Origin of the sequence: Pseudochrobactrum asaccharolyticum (genome assembly GCF_003314995.1) — a bacterium.
Lineage (GTDB): Bacteria > Pseudomonadota > Alphaproteobacteria > Rhizobiales > Rhizobiaceae > Pseudochrobactrum > Pseudochrobactrum asaccharolyticum.
In genome coordinates, this window is the sequence record NZ_QNRH01000005.1 from 208,142 (window position 1) to 228,509 (window position 20,368).

The 20,368-nt window shown below is 51.2% G+C and carries 19 protein-coding genes; 4 read left to right on the plus strand and 15 right to left on the minus strand.

The window, feature by feature from the left end; genetic code table 11:
• The first annotated feature begins 202 nt into the window (after positions 1-202).
• Positions 203-772: an HdeD family acid-resistance protein gene (locus tag DFR47_RS14745; protein WP_113945166.1), complete on the plus strand. Its 570-nt coding sequence runs from the start codon at positions 203-205 to the stop codon at positions 770-772.
• 133 nt (positions 773-905) lie between these two features.
• Positions 906-2,495: a peptide chain release factor 3 gene (locus DFR47_RS14750; RefSeq protein WP_113945167.1), complete on the plus strand. Its 1,590-nt coding sequence runs from the start codon at positions 906-908 to the stop codon at positions 2,493-2,495.
• A gap of 94 nt (positions 2,496-2,589) precedes the next feature.
• Here DFR47_RS14750 and DFR47_RS14755 read toward each other — a convergent pair whose 3' ends face one another.
• The 4 genes from DFR47_RS14755 to ubiE all read right to left on the minus strand — a co-directional run bounded on the left by DFR47_RS14755 (position 2,590) and on the right by ubiE (position 8,170).
• Entirely contained in the window at positions 2,590-3,825 is a 1,236-nt protein-coding gene (locus DFR47_RS14755) for an ammonium transporter (protein ID WP_245416583.1), read from the minus strand.
• Positions 3,826-4,210: 385 nt separating this feature from the next.
• Complete coding sequence (coaBC, locus tag DFR47_RS14760; RefSeq protein WP_113945169.1) at positions 4,211-5,590, minus strand: bifunctional phosphopantothenoylcysteine decarboxylase/phosphopantothenate--cysteine ligase CoaBC; 1,380 nt, start codon at positions 5,588-5,590, stop codon at positions 4,211-4,213.
• Between the two features lie 86 nt (positions 5,591-5,676).
• Positions 5,677-7,245 (minus strand): 2-polyprenylphenol 6-hydroxylase, encoded by a 1,569-nt coding sequence (ubiB, locus tag DFR47_RS14765; RefSeq protein ID WP_113945170.1) that lies wholly within the window; start codon positions 7,243-7,245, stop codon positions 5,677-5,679.
• Positions 7,246-7,342: 97 nt separating this feature from the next.
• Positions 7,343-8,170 (minus strand): bifunctional demethylmenaquinone methyltransferase/2-methoxy-6-polyprenyl-1,4-benzoquinol methylase UbiE, encoded by an 828-nt coding sequence (ubiE, locus tag DFR47_RS14770; RefSeq protein ID WP_113945171.1) that lies wholly within the window; start codon positions 8,168-8,170, stop codon positions 7,343-7,345.
• A gap of 411 nt (positions 8,171-8,581) precedes the next feature.
• Here ubiE and upp point away from each other — a divergent pair, with 411 nt between their 5' ends.
• Positions 8,582-9,208, plus strand: coding sequence for a uracil phosphoribosyltransferase (upp, locus tag DFR47_RS14775; RefSeq protein WP_210207316.1), 627 nt, complete (start codon positions 8,582-8,584; stop codon positions 9,206-9,208).
• A 119-nt stretch (positions 9,209-9,327) separates the two neighbouring features.
• On the opposite strand, the gene bdcA is transcribed toward upp, so the two are convergent.
• The 8 genes from bdcA to DFR47_RS14820 form a co-directional block, all read right to left on the minus strand.
• Positions 9,328-10,041, minus strand: a complete 714-nt coding sequence (bdcA, locus tag DFR47_RS14780; protein ID WP_113945173.1) for an SDR family oxidoreductase — start codon at positions 10,039-10,041, stop codon at positions 9,328-9,330.
• Positions 10,042-10,133: 92 nt separating this feature from the next.
• Positions 10,134-11,447: a thymidine phosphorylase gene (gene deoA, locus DFR47_RS14785; protein ID WP_113945174.1), complete on the minus strand. Its 1,314-nt coding sequence runs from the start codon at positions 11,445-11,447 to the stop codon at positions 10,134-10,136.
• Positions 11,448-11,490: 43 nt separating this feature from the next.
• Positions 11,491-12,300: a purine-nucleoside phosphorylase gene (locus DFR47_RS14790; RefSeq protein WP_113945175.1), complete on the minus strand. Its 810-nt coding sequence runs from the start codon at positions 12,298-12,300 to the stop codon at positions 11,491-11,493.
• Positions 12,301-12,304: 4 nt separating this feature from the next.
• The gene (locus DFR47_RS14795) at positions 12,305-12,697 is read right to left on the minus strand and encodes a cytidine deaminase (protein WP_113945176.1); all 393 of its coding nucleotides are present in this window, start codon (positions 12,695-12,697) and stop codon (positions 12,305-12,307) included.
• Positions 12,698-12,873: 176 nt separating this feature from the next.
• Positions 12,874-13,845, minus strand: coding sequence for an ABC transporter permease (locus tag DFR47_RS14805; protein WP_113945177.1), 972 nt, complete (start codon positions 13,843-13,845; stop codon positions 12,874-12,876).
• Between the two features lie 5 nt (positions 13,846-13,850).
• Positions 13,851-14,984: an ABC transporter permease gene (locus tag DFR47_RS14810; RefSeq protein WP_113945178.1), complete on the minus strand. Its 1,134-nt coding sequence runs from the start codon at positions 14,982-14,984 to the stop codon at positions 13,851-13,853.
• Positions 14,981-15,538 carry a cysteine hydrolase family protein gene (locus DFR47_RS14815; RefSeq protein ID WP_113945179.1) on the minus strand — a complete coding sequence of 186 codons (558 nt, stop codon included), beginning with the start codon at positions 15,536-15,538 and terminating at the stop codon, positions 14,981-14,983. Before DFR47_RS14815 ends, DFR47_RS14810 begins: the two co-directional genes overlap by 4 nt.
• Entirely contained in the window at positions 15,535-17,097 is a 1,563-nt protein-coding gene (locus DFR47_RS14820; RefSeq protein ID WP_113945180.1) for an ABC transporter ATP-binding protein, read from the minus strand. Before DFR47_RS14820 ends, DFR47_RS14815 begins: the two co-directional genes overlap by 4 nt.
• A gap of 359 nt (positions 17,098-17,456) precedes the next feature.
• Between DFR47_RS14820 and DFR47_RS14825 the strand changes: the two genes are divergently transcribed.
• Positions 17,457-17,669, plus strand: coding sequence for a SlyX family protein (locus tag DFR47_RS14825; protein ID WP_113945181.1), 213 nt, complete (start codon positions 17,457-17,459; stop codon positions 17,667-17,669).
• A 71-nt stretch (positions 17,670-17,740) separates the two neighbouring features.
• Here the strand turns inward: DFR47_RS14825 and DFR47_RS14830 are convergent, their stop codons facing one another.
• The 3 genes from DFR47_RS14830 to DFR47_RS14840 all read right to left on the minus strand — a co-directional run bounded on the left by DFR47_RS14830 (position 17,741) and on the right by DFR47_RS14840 (position 19,922).
• Entirely contained in the window at positions 17,741-18,733 is a 993-nt protein-coding gene (locus DFR47_RS14830; protein WP_113945182.1) for a BMP family lipoprotein, read from the minus strand.
• A gap of 186 nt (positions 18,734-18,919) precedes the next feature.
• A complete protein-coding gene (gene msrA, locus DFR47_RS14835) occupies positions 18,920-19,564 on the minus strand; it encodes a peptide-methionine (S)-S-oxide reductase MsrA (protein WP_113945229.1) in 645 nt (214 codons plus the stop codon).
• 43 nt (positions 19,565-19,607) lie between these two features.
• Entirely contained in the window at positions 19,608-19,922 is a 315-nt protein-coding gene (locus DFR47_RS14840) for a hypothetical protein (RefSeq protein WP_147245575.1), read from the minus strand.
• Positions 19,923-20,368 lie beyond the last annotated feature (446 nt).

The window sequence follows — 20,368 nt, forward strand, 5'->3', positions numbered from 1 at the left end:
TCATGCACTCTGTGAAGAACACAATAAACACGCTCTGCACACATCGGCAACGGCCATCATTCCCGCAACACAAGCAGATTTAAAACAGCATTATTTGAATATAGAAAGCCAATATCACATTATAATCATTTGAATTTTGCAATAAATTTAATATGATCATCTTTTAATAGAAGCATATTACTTCACCAACAGGATAACAAACATGTCTTTATCATCAGGTATTAAAACCCCTGCACAAGCCATCAGCTCCCTGACCAACAAATGGGGCTGGTTCATTGTTCTGGGTATTCTCATGCTGATGCTCGGCGGCATTGCTTTCGGTAATCTGCTTTTTGCAACCGTTGCATCAGTTTATTATGTCGGCATTACCATCCTGATTGCCGGTATTGTTCAGATCATCCACGCATTCAGTGTACAGACATGGAAAAGCTTCTTCTTCTGGATGATCAGCGGTGCGCTTTACGCTGCTGCCGGTGTTCTGACCTTTCTTAACCCGTTCCTTGCTTCCAGCATTATCACAATCTTCATCGCCGCCGCCCTGCTCGGCTCCGGTGTTTTCCGCATGTGGGTCGCTTTCCAGAGCCGCAGCGTTAAAGGCTGGGGCTGGATGTTCGTTGGTGGCCTGATCACGGCTCTGGCCGGTATTGTTATTGCCATCGGCTGGCCGGTAAACAGCCTGTGGATCCTCGGCATGTTCCTTGCCATTGATCTCGTGTTCCAGGGCTGGGCAATGATTGCACTGGGCTTTGGTCTCAAGACCATGCGCGGCTGATAAAATCTTTTCTGAAAAGGGCGTTTTCTGCTTTAAACGGCAGAAAACACCCTTTTGCATTTCAGGTCGACGAAACAGCCTGAGGCTGCTAAAGCATGTCGCACCTATTCAATCAATATTATCCGAGCTCTTTATGCCTGAACAAACGACCCCCGCCTCGCATCGTCGCACATTCGCGATCATTGCGCATCCGGACGCCGGTAAAACCACGCTGACTGAAAAGCTGCTGCTTTTCGGTGGTGCTATTCAGCTTGCCGGTGAAGTTAAGGCCAAAAAAGACCGCATCCAGACCCGTTCCGACTGGATGAATATCGAGCGTGATCGCGGTATTTCCGTTGTCACCTCGGTGATGACCTTTGAATATAAAGACTGCATCTTCAACCTGCTGGATACACCGGGTCACGAAGACTTTGCCGATGACACCTATCGCACGCTGACAGCCGTTGACAGTGCCGTCATGGTTATTGATGCCGCCAAAGGTATTGAGCCACGGACGTTGAAACTGTTTGAAGTCTGCCGTATGCGTGACATTCCGATTGTCACTTTCATCAATAAGATGGACCGTGAAGCCCGCGACCCGTTTGAAATTCTCGACGAGATCGAAGAAAAGCTGGCGCTGGATACAGCACCGATTACATGGCCGATCGGCTCCGGCAAGAGCTTTGCCGGCACTTATGATCTGCACAACAACACCATCCGCCGTCAGGATGCGGAAGAGCAGCCGACACCGGTCAGCGGCCCTGATGATGCGCTGGCTGCCGGTCTGTTGCCGGAAAATGAACGTGAAAACTTCATTGAAAGCGTGGAAATGGCGCGCGGCGTCTGCCGTGAGTTTGACCTGCAATCTTTCCGTGAAGGTCATCTGACACCGGTCTATTTCGGCTCTGCGCTGAAGAAATTCGGTGTGCGCGACCTGATTGAAGCATTCTGTGATTTCGGCCCGAGCCCGCGTGCACAGGAAGCCGATACCCGCCGCGTCGAAGCTGATGAAGAAAAAATGACCGGCTTCGTGTTCAAAATTCAGGCGAATATGGACCCGAACCATCGTGACCGTATTGCCTTCCTGCGTGTTTGCTCCGGTAAATTGTCCCGCGGCATGAAAGCCAAGCTGGTACGTACCGGCAAACCAATGAGCCTTTCTGCCCCGCAATTCTTCTTTGCCCGCTCCCGTCAAATTGCTGATGAGGCATATGCTGGTGACGTGGTTGGTATTCCGAACCACGGTACTTTGCGCATCGGCGACACACTGACAGAGGGTGAAGACCTGCTGTTCCGCGGTGTACCGAACTTCGCGCCGGAAATCCTGCGCCGTGTTCGTCTTGACGATGCGATGAAGGCCAAGAAACTGCGCGAAGCACTGCAGCAAATGGCTGAAGAAGGCGTGGTACAGCTGTTCCTGCCGGATGACGGCTCTCCGGCGATTGTCGGCGTGGTTGGTGCGCTGCAGATCGACGTTCTGACCGAGCGCCTCAAGATCGAATATTCGCTGCCGGTTGGCTTTGAAATGTCGCGCTTCAGCCTGTGCCGCTGGATTTCTTCCGATGATCCGGCAGAACTGAACCGCTTCATCACGACCCATCGTGCTGATATTGCGCATGATCTGGATAATGACCCGGTTTATCTGACACCGAATGCATTCTCGCTGAACTATGAAGCAGAACGCTGGAAGGCCATTAAGTTTGCCGCGATCAAAGATTATCAGGTTCGCGACATCAAGAAATAAATGAGTTCCGCGCAACCGGGTTCTGTTGTCATCTTCTGCGGATGATCTGACAGAACCGGTTACGCGGCAGCCCCTCGGCGGCTGAACTTTTATCTCAGGAATGCACGGTCTCGCCGTGCAGATTAATATCAAGGCCTTCAATTTCTGTGGCCTTGGATACACGCAGCCCCATAAAGATCCGGATGGCCGTCACAATCAGTGCTGTCATCAGGGCTGTGTAAAGCATGGTTACCACTACGCCATAAAGCTGCTTGAGAACTGTCGCGCCTTCTGAGAGCGGATTGATCGCAGCATCAGCAAACAGGCCGGTCAGCAATGCCCCGATAATACCGCCGACGCCATGCACACCAAACGCATCCAGACTATCGTCATAGCCAAGCCAGTGCTTGAGTTTCACAGCTGCAAAATAGCAACCCGCACCGGATGCCACACCGATCATCAATGCACCTGACGGATTAACAAAGCCCGCTGCAGGCGTAACACCCACCAGCCCTGCCACGGCACCGGAGATAATCCCCAGCACACTCGGACGCTTGTTGATCAACCATTCCACCACCATCCAGCTCAGCGCTGCGGCTGCGGCAGCAACCTGCGTATTCACCATAGCCACGGCAGCGATACTATTGGCACCACCGGCAGAACCCGCATTGAATCCGAACCAGCCAACCCAGAGCAGTGATGCACCAATCAGCGAATAAACCAGATTATGCGGCGCCATATTGACCTGTCCGTAGCCGTCACGCTTACCCAGCATCAGCGCCACCACCAGACCGGCAATACCGGAATTGATATGCACCACCGTACCACCGGCAAAATCCAGCACGCCGTCACCGCCAAGAAAACCACCGCCCCACACCCAATGCGCCACCGGTACATAGACAATGAACAACCATAAAATAGTGAAAACCAGCAGGGCTGAGAATTTCATGCGCTCGGCAAAAGCACCCACTATCAGCGCAGGCGTGATGATCGCAAAAGTCATCTGAAACGTAATAAACACATATTCAGGGATTGTGCCGGTAAGCGAGGCAGGCGTTACACCGGCAAAAAACGCTTTCGATAATCCGCCGATAAAAGCATTGGCAGAACCGCCATCGCTAAATGCCAGCGAATAGCCTGCAACCATCCAGAGTACCGATGCAAGACAGGCAATCGCAAAACTCTGCATCGTTGTCGCCAGCACATTTTTGCCGCGCACCATACCGCCATAGAACAGCGCCACCCCCGGTATAGTCATCAGCAAAACCAGCAATGTGGATGTCAGCATCCACGCGGTGTCACCGGTATCAGCAACCGCATCCGGTGCCTGAGCATGAGCCTGTGCCGCCATAGCAACAGACCAAAGCACCAAGGCACAGCCTGTCATTTTTATCTTGTTACATATTGATAATCTGGGTTCTCCGAAAATAAGCATCAAAATCTCCCTGTCTGCCGGAGGTTTCGCAAAAGGCGTAACTCCTTTGGCTCAAGGAAAACAAAGCAATTTTCATGCCAAAAACTGAAAAATCAGACCGCATCTATAGTCTGCAAATTACAAGACACTGATTTTGTGAGAAAATAATTTCAGATTATAAAATATTTTTTGAGCGCTCAGGTTGCACCCAAATAGCGAACATATGCCTTGATAGAGGGTGCAAAAAACAAAACGCCTAAAAATAAAGCAGCACACTATAGTGCGCCTTATTTTTAGGCAGCTGAAGTTTCGTGAAATTTTATCAACTTAAAGCGTCTGCGATCTTCTCAGCCAAACGCTGTGCAACTTCATCTTTATTCAGCAGCGGCCATTCATCCACGCCGTCACGGCTGACTACCAGCACCTGATTATGGTCGCCGCCCATCACACTGGAACCATCCTCGGCAAAGCTCACATTGTTAGCGACAATCCAGTCCGCGGCTTTTTTATCCAGCTTTTTACGGGCATTATCGACCACATTCTGCGTCTCGGCCGCAAAACCAACCACGAAATGCGGGCGTTGTGCATGATGACCAATCGTTGCGAGAATGTCAGGGTTTTCCACCATTTGCAAAGACGGCGCCGCTTCACCTGCTTGTTTTTTGATCTTCTGATCCGCCGCATTGGCTGTGCGCCAGTCGGCAACGGCCGCAACCATCACAGCGGCATCTGCAGGTAATTGCGCCTCGACGGCATCACGCATCTGCCGCGCCGTCTCCACATGAATGGTTGTAACGCCCTGCGGATCGGGAATCGTCACAGGGCCCGCCACCAGCCGCACATCCGCACCAAGTCGCGCCAGAGCCGCAGCAATCGCATGTCCCTGCTTGCCGGACGAGCGATTAGCAATATAACGCACCGGATCAATCGGCTCATGGGTCGGGCCCGATGTGATGATGATCTTCTTTCCAGCCAGCGGCAGATACTGAAGCGGCAAAAGCAATTGTTCAATCTTAGCGACGATCTGCAAAGGCTCACTCATGCGCCCTGTGCCTGCCTCACCTTTCTCAGCCATTTCTCCGCGCTCAGGGCCGATAAAATGCACACCATCCTGATGCAGAAGCTTCACATTGCGTTGTGTTGCCGGATTATTCCACATGGCCGGATTCATCGCTGGCGCTATCAATACCGGAATTTTCCGTGCCAGCAAAATCGCCGCCGCCAGATCACCGCCAAGCCCTGCCACCATCTGCGCCATACGATCAGCGGTCGCAGGCGCAACCACAATCAGGTCAACATCGCGCGCCAGCCTGATATGACCGACATCCTGCTCATCCTCACGCGAGAATAAATCCGTGTAGACATGGTCGGCAGCCAATGCTCCAACCGATAAAGGTGTAATAAAAGCCTGCGCGGCCTCTGTCATCACCGGTCGCACCTGAGCACCACGCTCTTTCAAACGGCGGATCAGATCGAGCACTTTATAGGCAGCAATGCCGCCACCGATAATCAGCAGAATACGCTTGCCTTTAAGGCTTTGTGCAACGGGAACAGATGCAGGCGGCAAAGGCACAGGCGCTTGTGTTTCGCCCGACAGCAAAACCCGCACCTCCTCTTCCATCGAGCGGCCATTGGCTGCTGCCTGACGGCGTAGTGCTTCTTTTACATCTTCATCAAGGTTGCGGATCGTGATGCTGGCCATAGGAAGCCTCCAACAAAAAAAGCGATATTCCTTTCAGAATATCGCTTTTAAACTCAAAATTGCAATCATTTATGCAATCAATGCAATCAAAAGAGCAATTTTGCCGTCAGGATCACCATACAGGCAGCGATCACAATCAGTGCCACGCGACCTGTACGCGTATGACGCGCCTCTGCCTTGCCGATTGCAGCAGCAGTAGCCTCATCGAAACGCAGACCATTGGCAGCCATATTATCCAGCTCTCCGGACAGCCGCTCCAGACGCTTGGTCAGCTCCGGTGTCTGACGCATGAAATGCAGCAACGCCATGCCGCTTTCTTTAACATCCCCGACAATACCGACAGGACCCAGATTTTTACGAATCCAGCCACCAACGACCGGCTCAGCCGATTTCCACATATTGAAATTCGGGTCGAGTGTGCGCGACACACCTTCCACGACAACCATGGTTTTTTGCAGCATGATCAGTTCAGCGCGAGTTTCCATGTCGAACAGTTCGGTTACTTCAAACAGCAAGGTCAGCAGCTTTGCCATGGAAATGGTTTCAGCGGGCTGACCATGGATCGGCTCGCCAATCGCACGGATTGCCTGCGCAAAGCTCGCCACATCATGATGATGCGGTACATAGCCTGCCTCAAAATGCACCTCGGCGACACGGCGATAATCGCGCGTGATAAAACCGTAAAGAATTTCTGCCAGAAAACGGCGCTGTTGCTTGTTCAGGCGGCCGGTAATACCGAAATCCACGGCAACAATTGTGCCCTTAGGGTCAACAAACAGATTGCCCGGATGCATATCCGCATGGAAAAAACCATCGCGCAGCGTATGACGCAGGAAGGACTGGATCAGTGTGCGCGCCAGTTTTTGCAGATCAAAACCGGCAGCGCGTAAGCCCTCAACATCCGACATTTTAATGCCGTCGATCCATTCCATGGTTAGCACATCGCGACCGGTGCGCTCCCAATCCACGGCAGGTACACGAAAACCCTCGTCTTCCTTGATATTCTCGGCAATTTCAGACAGAGCCGCCGCTTCCAGACGCAAATCCATCTCAATACGTGTCGTTTGCGCCAGCGTTTCTGCAACCATCACAGGACGCAAACGGCGCGTAACCGGCACAAAACGCTCCTGCAATTTTGCCACCATGAAGAAGCCTTCAAGATCCTGCGCAAAACGCAGGCGGACACCCGGACGAATAACTTTTACTGCAACCTTGCGCTTGCCGTCCACAATAGCGGGATGCACCTGCGCCATCGAGGCCGCCGCAATCGGCGGATCAAATTGCGTGAAGAGATTATCGACAGTGCGACCAAGCGAGCCTTCAACCGTGCGCCGTGCAGCCTCTTCCGGAAAGAAGTCCATACGATCCTGCAACAGTTGCAGGTCATCGGCGACTTCCTTGCCGACAAAATCAGGACGGGTGGCCAGAAACTGCCCAAGCTTGACATAAGACGGCCCCAGCCGGTTCATCGCCCGTGACATACGCTCTGAACGGGCGGTATCGCGAGAACGCTTGCGGGACAGTGCACCTGCAACGCGGTGGGCAAAAGCAGGCAAACCACTCAGGCCTTCTGCCGGCAATGCGCTGATCACACCTTCGCGGGTCATGACCCAACCGGCATGGATCAGTCGGAAACTAGCAGCAATGCGGCCCATAACTCACTCACTTTACAGAGCGCATTCCGGAAATTATGTATCAGCTTCCGGAATTAAAATGCGCGGGAAATAATAATCAGATTTTCCAGCCGGCCAGTTAAATCTTCCAACCAGAATGCAGGCTGGCAATACCGCCGGTAAAGTTGCGCCATGTCACACGCGAGAAACCAGCCGCAGTGATCATATTGGCAAAATCCTGCTGTTTCGGGAATTTACGGATCGATTCAACCAGATATTTATAAGAATCCGCATCACCGGTGATCATCTTGCCGATAGCCGGAATGGCATGGAACGACCACTGATCATAAATTTTATCCAGCAGCGGCATTTCCACTTCGGAAAATTCGAGACAGAGGAAACGACCACCCGGTTTCAGAACGCGGAAAGCCTCTTCCAGCGCCCAGTCAATATGCGGCACATTACGGATACCGAAAGCAATCGTATAGGCGTCAAAGGAATTATCGTCGAAAGGCAGCTTCTCAGCATTTGCCTCAACAAAATCCACATTATTCAGCAGGCCTTTTTTGGCCGCACGTTCCTGCCCGACAGCCAGCATGGAGCCGTTAATATCAAGCACGGTTGTATGCGCCTGACGATCCGAAGCCTCAACAATACGGAAAGCAATATCACCGGTACCACCAGCCACATCAAGCGAGCGCCAGTTCTGGATATGTGACGGGATTTTCGGCGGCGCCAGCCAGGCAACCATTGCATCTTTCCACGCGCGGTGCAGACCGGCGGACATCAGATCATTCATCACATCGTAGCGCTTGGCCACACTGTGAAAAACCTCATTCACCAACCCCTGCTTGGACTCTTCATCGACCTTCTGAAAGCCGAAAGAATTTTCCATGCCGCCATGGGCACCGACACGGCTCTGGTCTGCGCCCTGATCTGCCGGAGAGTTTTCGTGTTGCTGGCTCATAATTTATCCTGTCCTGCCTGCCCAACTTACCCGTTGGAACCAAAGCATTGCATAGAGACCCGAAACTGCAAATTTCAAGCTATGCCTGATGAAACATCTGCCTAGTAGCATATAAAGGCTGAGCACGATGTTACAAGCAAATACGGCAAAGTTTGATATGACTTAACAAAATTTGCGTCGCAAAGCGCCAGCAATAATGATTCTTTTAGCGTATAAAACCCGTCACAGTTTCGTGTAGCTCTGCACATTCACCGCCAAAGCCGGACTTTCAGGCCAGAGAATTGTATAAAACGGGGCAAAAAGACACCTCTCTGCTTTTCCCTACCGGTATTTTGGCTTATTGCGGTCTGGAAAATTCATCGGCTTCGGCTAATAATGTGAAAAATAAATTTTTGAAAGCAGCGGTATATTATGAGCATCACGGTCGTTGATCATCCGCTTGTCCAGCACAAGCTCACCATCATGCGCATGAAAGAAACTTCAACCGCCAGCTTCCGGCGGTTGCTGAAAGAGATTTCCCTTCTGCTCTGCTATGAAGTGACCCGCGATCTCGATCTGACAACCACCATGATCGAGACCCCGATGCAGCCAATGGAATCGCCGATCCTTGACGGCAAGAAACTGGTTTTTGCATCCATCCTGCGTGCAGGTAACGGTCTTCTGGAAGGTATGCTGGATCTGGTACCGGCAGCACGCGTTGCCCATATCGGTCTCTACCGCGACCACAAAACCATGCAGCCGGTAGAATATTATTTCAAAGCACCGGAAGATATCGTCAATCGTCTGATTATCGTTGTTGATCCGATGCTGGCGACCGGCAACTCCGCTGTTGAAGCAATCACCATGCTGAAAAAGCGCGGTGCGAGCAATATCCGCTTCCTCTGCCTGCTGGCAGCACCGGAAGGCATCAAACATTTTGCTGAAGCACATCCGGATGTACCGATGTACACAGCAGCAATTGATGAGAAGCTGAATGAAGACGGTTATATTGTTCCGGGTCTCGGTGATGCCGGTGACCGTATGTACGGCACCAAATAATCAATAAAGCGACCGTATGTACGGTTGCAAATAATTGAGGCGATTTCATCGTCACTCCTTAAAATCAAGGCCCCGGAAATAGCTTTCCGGGGCCTTGATTTTTAAAGTGACCGGCAGTTTTATGCGCCGAAACCACCGTCAATCGTATGCATCGCGCCGGTTATGCCACGGGCTTCCTTGCTTGCCAGATAGGCAGCAAGACCGGCAACTTCATCGGCTGTGCCATGCTGTTTCAATGCCATCACGCTATGCATCAGTTCTGTCATCGGGCCATCGGCTGGGTTCATATCCGTATCTGTCGGGCCTGGCTGAATAATATTCACTGTGATTGAACGATGCCCGAAGTCACGTGCCAAACCGCGCGCCATACCCTGCAAGGCTGATTTGGTCATGCCATAGGCAGCGAGCCCCGTAAAAGGAACGCGATCTGCATTCACAGAACCAATGACCAGAATACGACCGCCGTCAGGCATGGTGCGTGCAGCTTCCACCGCAGCAAAATAAGGTGCCTTGATATTCAGGTCGATCATCCGTTCAACCTCGGCTGCATCCAGCTCAAGGGGATCACCAAACATAACAACACCGGCATTAACCACCAGTACATCAACAGGCCCCGCATCACGCACAGTTTGCACCAGAGCCTGCAAGTCCGTAGCGTCCGAATGAATAGCCTCAGCACCGGTTTTATCTGCCAGCGTCTTAGCGGCATCAACTGAGGCCGCATAGGTGAATTTCACGGCAGCACCTTCACTTGCAAAGCGCTTGACAATTGCTGCGCCAATGCCACGGCTACCGCCAATCACCAGTATATTTTTGTTTTTAAAATCAGACATCTCAGCCTCATGATTAATAACGAGACCTGATAGATAAATCTGAAAATCTGCTTTTCAATAAAATTATATAGTGATCACTATAATTTTATAAATCACAAAGTGACCGTCTCATAGATCACCGGATAAGCCTGCGGCTTGGCCTCACAGATCCCCATTGCCTGTTGCACCATTTGCACGGCCGTATCAGCTTTATCCTGCGTCTGCGCATGAATGACTGCCAGTACGTCACCGGCCTTCACTCCGCTGCCAAGCGGCAGAATATCAGTCACACCAACAGCCGGATCAATCTGATCCTGCGGGCGCATACGCCCCCCGCCCAAGGCCACCACACTCATGCCGATTGCACGGGTATCAATAGTACTGATGTATCCGTCAACGGCAGCACGCACCGGAATTTGTACATTAGATACGGGTAAGTAGTGCGCTGCCTTCTCAACAAAATCCGCAGGCCCGCCAAGTCCAGCCACCATAAGGCCGAATTTTTCTGCGGCACGGCCATTCTTTAACACCGCTCCGGTTTGTGCCAGACCATCGTCAATATTTTTAGCCAGTCCTGCCGTCACCAGCATGTGGGCGGCAAGATTAAGCACCACTTCGGCCAAGCGTGGCTGTTGTATTGCCCCTGTCAAAAAATCAACGGCATTTTGCACTTCCACGGCATTACCAGCGCAATCAGCAAGCGGTTCGTTCATATCGGTAATCAGTGCACTGGTCGGCAGACCAGCGCCATTGGCAACCTGCACCAGACTTTGTGCCAGTGCTTTGGCATCATCGTAGGTCGGCATGAACGCACCGCTGCCGGTCTTCACATCCAGCACCAGACCACCAATACCGGAAGCCAGTTTTTTCGAGAGAATAGATGCCGTAATCAGCGGAATAGATTCCACTGTCGCTGTCACATCACGCACCGCATAGAAGCGCTTATCCGCCGGAGCGAGATCACCTGTCGGGCCAATAATGGCGCAGCCGCAATCGCGCACCACTTTGTCAAACAAAGCCTTATCCGGATAACTCTGATAGCCGGGGATCGCATCCATCTTGTCCAGCGTACCACCGGTATGGCCAAGCCCACGACCGGAAATCATCGGCACATAGGCACCACAAGCAGCAACAATCGGTGCCAGCATCAACGAAACATTATCGCCCACACCACCCGTAGAATGTTTATCCACCACAGGCCCGTCGAGGTCACGCCATTCCAGCACATCACCGGAATATTGCATCGCTGTTGTCAGCGCTACCGCCTCATCGCGGTTCATCCCGTTAAAATAAACCGCCATACCAAAGGCAGCAATCTGCCCTTCGCTCACGCTGCCATCGGTTATACCGCGCACAAATGCCGTGATCGCTTCAGCGCTTAAAACCTGACGGTCACGTTTTGTCCGAATAATCTCCTGCGGCAGCATGGCATCCCTCCCAGAATACTCTGTCTGTTTATTTTAGACGTATTTAGCCGATGTCGCCGACCAGTATTTTGATGATTTTTTGCAGCTTCTGCCCGCCCAGCGGCGCCATGGTTTTGGTCTCATCATGGGATAATTCATCACCGCTCATACCCGCACCATAATTGGTAATAACCGAGCAGGCAGCAACACGCAGCCCCAGAAAACGCGACAGGATCACTTCCGGCACCGTAGACATGCCCACAGCATCGGCACCGAGAATACGTGCCATGCGAATTTCCGCCGGTGTCTCAAAAGACGGGCCGGAGAACCACATATAGACGCCCTCATGCAGGGTCTCACCAGCCTTTTGTGCCGCATCGCGGAAGGCCTGTTTCAGCTCTCCGTCATAGGCTGCGGTCATACCGGTAAACCGCGCTTCCGTATGTTCACCGATCAGCGGGTTCATGCCGGAATAATTGATATGATCATCAATCAGCATCACGCTGCCCGGTGCCATATGCTGCACGACAGAACCGGCAGCATTGGTCAGGATCAGCATTTCAAGACCGAGCGCTTTCAGTGTTTGCAGCACTGGACGCATGGCACTTGCATTGCCCTGCTCGTAATAATGCGCACGACCTGCCAGCACCATCACCAGTTTGCCGGAAAGGCGACCGACAACCACCTCGCCAGCATGGCCGCTGACACCGCTTTTAGGAAAATCCGGCAGATCTGAATAGCGGATATGCACCGGATCATCGAGTTCACCAACCAGCCCGCCAAGACCAGACCCCAGCACAATTGCTGTTTTCAGTGTTTCACCGGCAAAAGCCTCATTCAGACGGGCACGTAAAATCAGAGCAGCTTCAGTCATGGCTTTAACCGATCACATCAGTCTGGAAGCTGAAAGGCAGCAATTCGCGCATGGTCACAGTTTGCACAACACCGGAACTGTCACACAAATGCAGCGGCACATCGGCACCGGCAAATTCTGCCAGACGCTGGCGGCAACCGCCACATGGCGAACACTTTTCCAGTTTTTCAGCCATTACCAAAATTTCGGCGATCTCACCGCCGCCATCCATCACATAATGCGACAGCATGGTGGTCTCCGCACACCAGCCTTCCGGGAAGGAAATGACCTCAATATTACAGCCGGAATAAATCCGCCCGTCTTTGGTGCGCAAGGCAGCACCAACCGGAAATTTCGAGTAAGGGGCATGACATTTCTGCATTGCAGCGAAAGCTGCATCAAATAAATCCTGAGCCATATCAGCCCCTCCTCAATTTTCACATTTGGTTTCAATGCCTGAATTAAAAAGCAGCAGGCCGTGACGAAAATGGTGATTTCCGAGTACCGGAGCGCAGCGTACTTAGTGGTACGTGAGCACCGGAACACAGGAAATTGCTATTTGCAGGCCGGTCTGGTGTCTTTTGAAACAGGCATTTAGCGTTCTTTCACGTAAGGAATCCCACCGGCTTTTGGCGGGGTCGCCTTACCGATAAATCCGGCCAGCAGAATGACTGTCAGAATATATGGCAGTGCCTGCATGAACTGCACTGGCACATCGCCGATCAGCGGCAGAGACTGCCCTTGCAGACGGATTGCCGAGGCATCAAGAAAGCCGAACAGCAGACAAGCAAACATTGCCTGTACCGGACGCCATTTCGCGAAAATCAATGCAGCCAGCGCGATATAACCTTTACCGGCGGTCATATCTTTGACGAAACCAGCGCCCTGCGCTGTTGCCAGATAGGCACCGGCCAGTCCGCAAAGCAGACCGCAGATCATCACCGCGCGGTAACGCAGCCATGGCACCGAAATACCGGCAGTATCAACTGCAGCCGGATTTTCACCCACGGCACGCAAACGCAGGCCAAAGCGTGTCCGATACAGCACCCACCATGTCAGCGGCACCATTAAAAAGGCCAGATAAACCAAGATGGAATGACCGGAGATCAGTTCGGCATAAAGATAGCCGATAACCGGCACATCCTTAACCGCTTCTGCTCCCGGAAAATCAATCGCGGTGAAGCGTGCGCTGTTTGGCAAAGACGGCGTGCGGCCGCCCTGTCCGAACCATGCTTGGCCGAGAATAATTGTTGTACCGGCAGCAATGAAGTTGATCGCCAGACCGGAAACAATCTGATTGCCCCGATGGGTAATCGAAGCAAAACCATGCACCAGTGACAACAGCATGGCTACCAGCAAAGCAGCACCAAGACCGGCAATGGCAGAACCGCTAATGGCTGCAACTGTACCGGCAGCAAAGGCACCAGCCAGCATTTTACCCTCAAGACCGATATCAACGATCCCTGCGCGCTCGGAATAAAGCCCTGCAAGACAAGCAAACAGCAAAGGCGCAGACAGACGCAGTGTTGAATCGAGCAGCTGAATAAGCGTTACATAGATTTCCATAAGGCTCACTCCCCTGCTTTCACGGCTGTTGCGGTATTACGGGAAGCCAGACGCATAAACAGACGCTGGAACGCCGGACGGAACATATGCTCCAGCGCACCGGCAAACAGGATCACCAGACCCTGGATAATCACGATCATATCACGGGAAATATTCGGCATATCAAAAGCGATTTCCGCCCCGCCCTGATAGAGCATACCGAACAGAATAGCCGCCGGAATAATCCCGACCGGATGCGAACGCCCCATCAGTGCCACAGCAATACCGACAAAACCAGCACCGGCAACCAGATCAAGCTGCAAACGATATTGTGCGCCCATCACCGGATTCAGTGCCATCATGCCGGCCAAAGCGCCGGAGATCAGCATGGTAATGATAATTGTGCGCGACGGATTAATCCCCGCATATTCAGCGGCACGCGGGCTGTGCCCCATCGTGCGGATTTCATAACCGATTTTCGTACGCCAGATCAGCAGCCACACCAGATAACAGGCCAGCAGAGCCAGCAAAAAGCTGATATTCAACGGCGCTGAGCGGATTTCCATACCAAACAGGCTCATCAGCCAATCAAGCTTCGGCAACTGACCGCCTTCCGCAAATCCGCGGCTTTCAGGTGCCATCACACCAAGCGGCTTGATGAAATTGATAATCAGATAGACCATCAGACTGGCAGCAATGAAATTGAACATAATCGTGGTGATCACGATATGCGAACCACGTTTTGCCAGCAGCCATGCCGGTATCAGCGCCCAGAGCGCACCAAACAGTGCACCACCGAGTAAAGCCGCAAACATGGTAATCCACCACGGCATCGAGGCGTCAAGCCACAGACAGACCAGCGCCACGCCAAGGCCGCCGATATAGGCTTGCCCCTCACCGCCAATGTTAAACAGCCCGCAATGAAACGCCACCGCAACGGCAAGACCGGCGAAGATAAAGTTCGTGGCATAGAACAGAGTATAGCCGATCCCTTCACCGGAACCGAAAGCCCCCTTGACCATCAGCAATGCGGCATCCAGCGGGTTTTCACCAACCAGCAACACCACAAGACCGGCCATCAGAAAGGCGACGACCAGATTAAGCGTCGGGATCAGACCATAATCTACCCAGCGCGGTAATTTGGCAAAAGGCTGACTCATGGCAGCATTCCGATCACAGTTTCGGTAGTTTGGATTTGTGCATATTCGCCCTGCAGCACAGCGAGTGTCAGCGCATGCACATCGTCAGCGCTCCATACCCGTCCGTTCAGGTCTGTGCGCTCTGTGCTGGCCACAGCGTCTTGCGGAATAATCACTTCAAAACCAAGATTAGCCGCCATGCGAACGGTTGCATCAACGGAATTTTCCAGCAACACACCACCGATCACCAGCGAGCGGATCTGCAATTCATCAAGCACATCCATCAGATCGGTACCGATAAAAGCACTGTTGGTGCGTTTATCAACCACTGGTTCGCCGATCTGCGGCTCTACCTCGGCTTTGAAGTCATTGCCTTCCGTGCCTGCGCGATAAGGCGACTGCGGATCGGTTGAATCATGGCGGATATGTACAACAGGCAAACGGCGTTCGCGCCATGCTTCCAGCAAACGCTGCAGATTGGCTTCTGTTTGCGGCTGTCCGCGACGCCCCCATTTGGGATCATCAATAGCCTTTTGCATATCTATGATGAGCAATGCCGGTGTTGAGCTGATCATGAATGCAGGCCCTTTTCGCTTGTCTTTTTATGTGTCTGTTCGTCGTCCTGAATACCGGCCATCAGCAGACCGATCTCCCCTTCACCGGCTTCTGGCCCGCGCTCACCAACCACACGTCCGGCGAACATCACCAGAATACGGTCGGACAGCGAGCGGATTTCATCCAGCTCAACAGAAATCAGCAAGACTGCCTTACCGGCATCACGCATTTCAATGATACGTTTATGAATAAATTCGATCGCTCCGACATCCACGCCGCGTGTTGGCTGAGCAACAATCAGCACATCGGGATTACGTTCCATCTCACGCGCCAGCACGATTTTCTGCTGGTTACCGCCGGAGAAATTGGCGGTTTTCAAACGCGGATCGGCAGGACGGATATCATATTGCGCGATCTTACCCTTAGCGTCCTGCATAATCGCTTCGATATTCAGGAACGGGCCTTTGAGATAGCGCGGATCATCATGATAGCCGAGAATAGAGTTTTCATATTCTTCATAGGCCAGCACCAGCCCCATATGATGACGATCTTCCGGCACATGGGCGAGACCACGGCGGCGCAATTCTGCCGGATGGGCACTACCGGTCACATTGACCGGCAAATTATTGAGCATCACCACGCCGCTTTCCGCCTTGCGGATACCGGCAATCACTTCGATCAGTTCTGACTGACCATTACCGGCAACACCGGCAATACCAACAATCTCACCGGCACGGACATCAAACGAGACCGTGTCCACCACAGTGGTTTTCTGCGCATTGCGCACCACCAGATTTTTAACCTGCAAGAGAGGTTCACCCGGTTTCGCCGTTTCTTTATTCACACGCAGCAAAACACGACGGCCAACCATCAACTCGGCCAGTTCTTCAACACTTGCATCAGCCGTTTTACGGGTGGCAACCATTGTACCCTGACGCATAACCGAAACATTATCTGTCACAGCCATAATCTCGCGCAGCTTATGCGTGATCAGCACAACAGTTTTGCCCTGATCTTTGAGCTGACGCAAAATGCGAAACAAATGATCCGCTTCAGACGGTGTCAGCACACCGGTCGGTTCATCAAGGATCAGAATTTCAGCGCCGCGATAAAGCGCTTTCAGAATTTCCACACGCTGCTGCAGACCAACAGCCAGATCGCCGACAACAGCATCCGGGTCAACATCGAGCGCATATTCTTTTTCAAGCGCTTTCAGCTGTTCACGGGCTTTGGCAATACCGGCCGACAACAGAGGCGCACCTTCTGCGCCGAGCATGACATTTTCCAGAACCGTAAAATTGTCCACCAGCATAAAATGCTGATGCACCATACCAATGCCCGCAGCGATGGCTGCATCCGGATTGCTGATCTGCACAACACGGTCATTGACCTTAATTGTACCTTTATCGGGCTGATAAAATCCGTAAATGATCGACATCAGCGTCGATTTTCCGGCGCCGTTTTCACCGATAATTCCGTGGATGGTTCCTTTTTCGATCCGCAGATCAATTGCACGATTGGCGTGCACAGCGCCGAAACGCTTATCAATTCCGGTCAATTCAAGTGCAGGCTGCGCCATCATCCCATCCGTTAATCAGCTACGGCGCGTTGCCGGAGCGTTTATATCAAATGCATCATTACAAAATATCAAACGGAAACATTTGACTTAAAAATTTCTTTAACTGATTCCGCTGTCCAGTTATCAATATATGCTATTGCACAAAGCTGTGTGTAAACCACCATTAAGCCACATTTCACCCCTCATAATAGCGTGAAATATCATTATCCTACATTATATGAGAGCGCTGGGCGCGCATTTGAACGCCCAAAAGACACTCCACCACTTTTAAAGCAGAACATAATTTTATCTTGAACTGACTTTAATTTCAGGAATTATGCTCTGCTATCCACATCTCTCTGAACAGCAGGATCCCACCCATGTCAGAAAATCTGTCTGAGCGGCTCACCGAATTAGAAATTCGTCATGCTGAACAGGAAAAAACCATTGAAGAGCTGTCCGGCGAAATAGCCGAGCAATGGAAGCTGATTACCGCATTGAATAAAAAACTCAGTGCCCTCACCGATCGCTTTCTGGAACTGGAAGAACAAACAGCGCCTGAAATTACCGTGACCAAGCCACCGCACTGGTGAAATCGTTTTAGTTTCAAATATGAAAAAGGGCAGTGTCACCACTGCCCTTTTTCATTATTCAGCCTTTACAATTAGTAAGGGCATTTATTGTCTGTGGTATAATCATGAACCTTGATTTTACCGGAAATGATATCAGCCTTGGCGGCTTCAACTGCAGTCTTCATTTCAGGTGTAATCAGCTTGGCGTTGTTTTCGTCCATCGCATAGCTCACGCCGTCGTCTTTCAGACCCATCTGGACAATACCGGCTGTGAATTTGTCAGCAGCAACATCCTCGAAGGCTTTGTAAACAGCGGTATCTACGCCCTTCACCATCGAAGTCAGAACATGACCCGGATGCAGGCCGTTCTGATTGGAGTCAACACCGATGCCGAGCTTGCCTGCATCAGCTGCGGCCTGAAGCACACCAATACCGGTACCGCCGGCAGCATGATAGATCACGTCAGAACCCTGATCCATCTGGGCTTTGGCAATTTCACTGCCTTTAGCCGGATCGTTCCACGCAGCCGGTGTATCACCGGTCCAGTTATTCAGAACTTTCGTGCCTTTTTTGCCTTCAATCGCACCAATTGCATAACCGCAATAGAAGCGACGGATCAGCGGTACATCCATACCACCGACAAAGCTGACGGTGCCGGTTTTGGACGCCATAGCAGCCAGAAGACCAACGAGATAACCGCCTTCTTCTTCTTTAAAGACAACGGAACGAACATTCGGACCTTCAACAACAGCGTCGATGATCACGAATTTTGTATCCGGAAATTCTTTGGATACTTTTTCAATCGCGGACACTGCCGAGAAACCGGCGATTACAACAGGTGAGTTACCATCCTGCGCAAATTTACGCAGAGCCTGTTCGCGCTGAGCATCATTCTGAATTTCAAATTCACGATAATTGGTGCCGTGATCAGCCTTATATTTGGCAGCGCCGTTATAGGCGGCTTCATTGAAAGACTTATCGAATTTGCCACCGAAGTCATAGACAACAGCAGGTTTCAGCTCTGCTGCATAAGCAGCTGAAACACTCAGAGTTGCGGCCAACAGGCCCATAACGATACGCTTCATTACCACTCACCCTCCGAAAGCGCAGTAAATCTGCGCGTAACAATACCCGCCGGCTATGCGAAATTTTCCGCTTTGACCGCCCGTTCAATTTTCAATTCGGCTCAATCTTGCATGAGCCGGATTTTTTTTCATCTTAAATTTATATGCTTACACAAATTTCGACACGAAATTGTAATCTGCCGGTTCTCAAATCACGCAGGAAACGCCTGTGCCGCGTAAGCCGCAATAACCCTGCGGGTTCTTGGCCAGATATTGCTGATGATAGCCTTCTGCATAAAAGAGTTCTCCGGCAGGCAAAATTTCAGTCGTGATATTGCCAAGACCACGCGCTGACAAAGCCTCCTGATAAGCTTGCTTGCTGGCCTCAGCAGTTTTCATATCCTCATCAGAATAGACATAGATTCCCGAGCGATATGTTGTGCCGATATCATTGCCCTGACGCATGCCCTGTGTCGGATCATGCTCTTCCCAGAACATCTGCAACAACCGCTCAAAAGACACTTCCGCGGGATCATAAACCACCAGCACAACTTCATTATGGCCCGTGAGACCCGTGCAGGTTTCTTCATAGGTCGGGTTTGGCGTCAAACCACCACTATAACCAGCAGCGGTGACATAAACACCCGGCACCTGCCAGAACAGGCGCTCAACGCCCCAGAAGCACCCCATGCCGAACAGAACTTTCTGCAAATTTTGCGGCCAAGGACCATGCAATGAATGACCGGAAACAAAATGCGCCTCGGAAGTCGCAATCGCTTGCTCACGGCCAGTCAGCGCTTCATCACTTGTTGGCAGTCGTAACTTATGCTCGGGATATTGTCTGAACATCATCATTCCAATCCGGTAATTCTATGGATACCGGTCGTCTGCAAATTTACTTAGTGTGAGATTTGCGACCGATATTACCCATTATAAAAAATAATATGCTTAAAACCAAAAACAATAACCATCCGGGCATATTCAACACCGGAATAAACCAGTGATCCCAAACAGAAACATTTAAATTCCGTTTTATGAAAGCCGAAAATGCCGCCAGATACTCAGGCAGGTAGTCCTGTAAATTTTGCAGGAAAGGCATAAAGACCAGCCGGCTTTGGGCAACAGAGCGGGCAATATCGAAAACGCCAAATAATAAACCGATACCCAGTGACCAGATGGCCAGAAAATTCAAAAACACACGCATGGTCACTTATGTTCCGTTTATTGAAAACGCCACATCCGAATATGCCGCTTTTAAAAGAATATACTCATAATGCGATCAAATCCATGGCAGCATCGCTCTTTTTGCCCCTCCTATGCGGGAAAATCCCAGTGCGAAATCAGAAACTTGCACCATGCTATTTCACTCAAGATTCGCAGAAAATCTTTATAAGCATACAAAACCGCGTGCCATAACACCCTTAAGTGGGGGTTCACAGGCGTATTGCCGGCAAATATCTTCACTCATCCACAAAATAATAAAATCATTTAAATTCAGATAGATAGATTTAAATTCATACTGTTTTTCATATCGAATAACGTGATAAAAGCCCCAGAAAATCAACTGATTTTACAGAAATGAGAAATAACTATTGATCATGCGCTTATAATAGCTATATTCCGCGCCGAAACAGACGTTTAACAGCTAACCACTGT